Source organism: Borrelia hispanica CRI (assembly GCF_000500065.1).
Classification (GTDB): domain Bacteria; phylum Spirochaetota; class Spirochaetia; order Borreliales; family Borreliaceae; genus Borrelia; species Borrelia hispanica.
Window position 1 is genome coordinate 1 of the sequence record NZ_AYOU01000017.1, and the last position, 4,516, is coordinate 4,516.

General features: G+C 25.0%; 6 protein-coding genes. 1 reads left to right on the forward strand and 5 read right to left on the reverse strand.

From position 1 onward, the window contains the following. The 5 genes from U880_RS09680 to U880_RS0100475 form a co-directional block, all read right to left on the reverse strand. A partial coding sequence (locus U880_RS09680; RefSeq protein ID WP_038358557.1) for a recombinase RecT occupies positions 1 to 536 on the reverse strand: 536 nt, incomplete at its 3' end. 299 nt (positions 537 to 835) lie between these two features. Beyond that, a complete protein-coding gene (locus tag U880_RS0100460) occupies positions 836 to 1,384 on the reverse strand; it encodes a chromosome replication/partitioning protein (protein WP_024654336.1) in 549 nt (182 codons plus the stop codon). Positions 1,385 to 1,443: 59 nt separating this feature from the next. Continuing rightward, positions 1,444 to 2,199: a ParA family protein gene (locus U880_RS0100465; protein ID WP_024654337.1), complete on the reverse strand. Its 756-nt coding sequence runs from the start codon at positions 2,197 to 2,199 to the stop codon at positions 1,444 to 1,446. Then, positions 2,175 to 2,735 (reverse strand): DUF226 domain-containing protein, encoded by a 561-nt coding sequence (locus U880_RS0100470; protein ID WP_024654338.1) that lies wholly within the window; start codon positions 2,733 to 2,735, stop codon positions 2,175 to 2,177. Before U880_RS0100470 ends, U880_RS0100465 begins: the two co-directional genes overlap by 25 nt. 28 nt (positions 2,736 to 2,763) lie before the next feature. Then, complete coding sequence (locus tag U880_RS0100475) at positions 2,764 to 3,474, reverse strand: plasmid maintenance protein (RefSeq protein WP_038358560.1); 711 nt, start codon at positions 3,472 to 3,474, stop codon at positions 2,764 to 2,766. Between the two features lie 177 nt (positions 3,475 to 3,651). Here U880_RS0100475 and U880_RS0100480 point away from each other — a divergent pair. Next, positions 3,652 to 4,516: YqaJ viral recombinase family protein (locus U880_RS0100480; RefSeq protein ID WP_024654340.1), on the forward strand; the 865-nt coding region annotated here is incomplete at its 3' end.

A 4,516-nucleotide genomic window follows, 5' to 3' on the forward strand; every position in this document is an offset into this window, starting at 1 on the left:
TCAAGTCCTGAACCTGGTAAAGTTCTACATAAACAACTTACAGCACATTTTCTTAACATGAATACTGGCTTTTCTCTCCAAATAGGTGTGTTCTTAAAATACTCACTAAGTAAAACAGAAAAACTATAACGAATACCATCATCTGATTTGAAAAAAGCTGTACACTGCCAATCTTCTTGTATCGCCTTATTACCTTTAGAATCAATCTTAAGAGATTTAACCAATTTCTCTTCAAAGTCAAGATCATACTTGTTATATCCAGCTTCATATGCACGTATAAGCAATGTTTGATATGCTACTACAACTGTATAACGTCCATTGAATGGTATTACGTATGCTTCCTTCTTAAATGGATTTAATTTGTTTACTTGTAATAAAGTTAAAATTTCTCGTTCTGAATAAGCATCTATCTTTTTAAGATTATGCATAATCTTGTATGTTTCCCATACTTCTGCAATATTACTTGAATTCATTTTATCTATTATTACATCTACTGTATTTGGTGATTGATTTTTTAATATATCATTTTTACTCATATTTAATCTCCTATTAAGCATCATAAATGTAATATTACACTAAATAACATTTTTTGTCAATAATAATAACAAAAAAAACAATTCAAATATAATAAAAACATTAACTCTTCACTAGGCATTCTTCTAAAAGAATAACTAATGAAGAGTTAAAATCTACAATGGTGAAAAACTTAATAGGATGTGTAAATAATAAACACAAACCACATGTATATATATACATTCACATGTATACACCAAATACAAAATAAAATCAACTATCCTTAAAATATAACAAACATTTATGTCATTAAATACTTATATTATCTCTTAAATTGATTTAAAAGCTCCTCAAGTAAATCTTTTCTATTAATGAAAAGTTCATCTAATACAAAACTTGTAAACTTAGCATTTTTTTTGTAAAAATCATAACTACCTTGATTTTTAAGTTGAAATCTAAGTGGCTTGATCAAATTTTCTTTTGAACGCTTTTTATCTACATCTATTTTTCTAATTTTTCTATAAGCTGCTGCAAATCCAATTTGTTTAATCTCTTCTATATTTAAATCACCTGTCAATACTCTTTTATAAAGTCTTAAATACAAAAATGCTTGACTTCTTGCTATAACAAATGTTTCCAAAAAATCTACAAATCTTTTGTAACCATCAAATCGATAAAGTTTTTTAGATCTTATCTTATACAAAATTTCCATTATCTCAATTTTATTACTTATTTCATTTACGGCAATTCTTCTTAATCGATTTTTACAACTCTCATATTCTGATTCATCGCCATCATTATTTAATGAAAATTGATCAATACCATCCATTCTATCATTTAAAACCATTTCTTTCTTATTACTTTTAGACATTCCTTACTCCTTTATACTTTTATTTTTTATATATTATAAAAGTTACGGTTACGTAACTTTTATAATATCTTTTCTAAAACTGCCTTAGCCTCTTTATAATATATTTCATGACTATTAGGCTCATTTAATTCATTAATTAAAACTTTAATACCATTAGAACTATGAATCTTTCCTTTAATTAACAATCCATATTTTTTGAATAATAATTCTTCTATATCTTTGAAAGTATTCCTATTTTTTACAAATTGATTTTCTATTATGGAAACTTCCATTTTTTTATTTTTAAAAATATTAAATTCTTCTATTGAATTCATTAACATAGGAAAGGCTTCAACAGACCATCTTTCAAGTTGAACAGGAATTACAATTTTCTCTGTAACATTCAAGGCATTATATAATAAAAAACTTAAACTAGGAGGTGTATCAATTATCACGTAATCAAAACTATTAACAGACAAAATTTTATTCAAGCAACTCTCTAACAACTGTTCTTTATATCTCTCATCTTCTTGTTCAAACTTACAAAGAATAGGATGAGAAGCGATGATATACATATTGCTATTTATTTTATTAACATACCTGTTTAAATTAGGGTCTTTATATGATTTAAGCATATAATAAACATTAAGCCCTTTTATTTTTTTTATATATTTGATAAAATAACTTGTTAAACTATTTTGTGGATCTAAATCAATCAACAATACTTTTTTATTTATATCTTTTAAAATATAACTAAAAATAATTGTCAATGCACTCTTTCCAACACCTCCCTTAATACTTGCAAGCGTAATTATTTTTGGTTTTTCTCTATCCACTTTACTATAATCCCTCCACTTGGTAATTTTTGATTGTAAAATTCATATACTTCTTTTTCTAGTTTTCTGATTAAAAAAAGCAACTTATTACAATATCTCGTTTGTGACTTCTCTTTTTTAAGCAAATAATAAATTCCTTGAATATAACAAAAAACACTACCCTTTTTAAATCTAAACTCTATATAGTAAGCCTTTGAAAAGCCATATTTCTTGATCTCGCCATCCTTTTCATAGCTTGTTACAACATTTTTTATAGGTCTCCTATAACCATAATAAATACCCAAAAATTTATCGTTCTCTAACAAAGAAAATAAGCTAAATCGATACTTTTTGTGGCGATACCAACTTCTCAAAACAATAAAAAATCTATCGTTTTCTTCATTGTCAATACCAAATGTATAAAAATCCAATACAATTCTTGTATGATATAAAGTTTTATTATTTTTTTTGTCTATTTTAACAAAAAAATTGCTCTTTTTTTGTTTTGTCTCAATTTCTAATTTTTTTTCTTTTAATCTTCTTAATGAATCTTCCATATTCTTTCCTTAAAAATTTGTTTTTCATCTAACAATTTTTGTAAGTATTACTTTCAATCTTTAAGTTCTTCAACCATTCTTGTGTTCTAATTATGCTATCTTCATATCTCTTTTTATTCGCATTTTCTTCTATCTTATCCAGATATCTCATTGTTTTCCATTTTGCTACATTTTTTATCATATAGTTCGTGTCGATCGTTCTATTTCCTATTTCTTTTTTCTCTTCTTTTTTATTTTTTTTATTTTTTATTTTTTTATTATTAGTTATATTATGACTGACATTTTTAGTTGCATTTTTAGATTTATGAATATTCAACCCTTTGTTTTTTAAGTAATATTTTTGTTGTGTTTCTTTTGTGAATTTGTATGTTTCATTTGCATCATGTTCAACTATTGCTTGTTTATCTTCAAGAAAACGTTTTAAATTTTTGAGACTGTATTTATTTGCTGCATATCTTATGTATGAGCCATTTCCTTCTCCCAATCTTAATAAAGTTTTTTTAATAATACCTTTATTACATAATAAGGCTAAATCTTTTCTAAGGGTTCTAAGTGTAATTATTTTGAGTTCATCTTTAGCTAGAAAACGGTTTAATGCATTTAGGATTATGGTTTGATTGTATTTGATAGAATTCTTTTGATAGAATTTAACTATTGATACTATTTTGTAATATCTGTTATGATATTTCTTTGCTGGTTTTGAGAGAGGGGATGTTTTTTCGTAATTATTCAGATTCATTATATTTCTCCTATTAAGCTTTACTTTTTAAGTATGATAACGTAATTCTTATTAAAAAGTAAACCTATTCTTAATAAAAATATTTTTTTGTAAAAATAACAAAAATATTATAGCAAAAAGTTGATTAAAATAATTTTTGCTATATATTTTTTTATAATGCTTAATAGGAGATTTATTATGAATAAAAATAATATTACAAAAATTAATAATGGAGTAAAAAAAATGAATTGTCAAAGTTTATACACCCAACCAGTTATTAAAGGTTTAGAATCTTTTGTTCCAACCGTAGATTCTGATAATAATAAACAAACTAATGTAAGTAAAATGAGCAAAATAGGACGTAAATTACCTGGTATCAAAAAGAATGAATATTTCAAGTTTAATAGTAAGGTAGATTTTTCTATTCAACGTGAAGCATTAACAAGATTTGGTGCTAGTGAAGTTGGGAGTATATTTCTTGGTGTTGATGCTGCTTCTGAATTAATTGTAAGTAGAGTACTTAAATTTTTTGGGAAAGAAGTTCCATATAAAGATAATTTACATATTAAAAAAGGAAAAGCATTAGAAAATTTAGGATTTGCTGAGTTTCTACGTATTTATTCTGATAATATACAAATTTTACACAAAAACAAATATGCTAATGGAATAGACAAATATAATTACTTCAAACGAGTAGGTAGAGGAGATAATCTTGTTGGTGCAACAATAGATGGTTGGTTTGTAAATAATCAAGGTGAAACAGAACTATTAGAGATTAAATGTAGTGATAGTAATTATTTAACATCAGCTATTACAGAATATAATCAAACAGGTAATTTTTTAGAAAGTAAATATTTCTTTAAATATTATGTTCAAGCACAGATACAACTTGCATGTACTGGATTATCAAAATGCAACCTATTCTTTTTAATTGGAGATGAGCCTGTTAATTGTGTTATAGAAAGTAATAGTAGCTTTATAGCAAAAGTGATGGTTTATATTTCTGCATTGGATATGGAAGTTGGGCGTATTTGTAATCTTATAAAGAATGACAAATCTATTG

What these genes read in the sequence shown, in the direction of transcription:
- U880_RS0100460 (WP_024654336.1), bottom strand. Translation starts at nt 1,384, where the DNA reads ATGTCTAAAAGTAATAAGAAAGAAATGGTTTTAAATGATAGAATGGAT.
- U880_RS0100470 (WP_024654338.1), bottom strand. Translation starts at nt 2,735, where the DNA reads ATGGAAGATTCATTAAGAAGATTAAAAGAAAAAAAATTAGAAATTGAG.
- U880_RS0100475 (WP_038358560.1), bottom strand. Translation starts at nt 3,474, where the DNA reads ATGAATCTGAATAATTACGAAAAAACATCCCCTCTCTCAAAACCAGCA.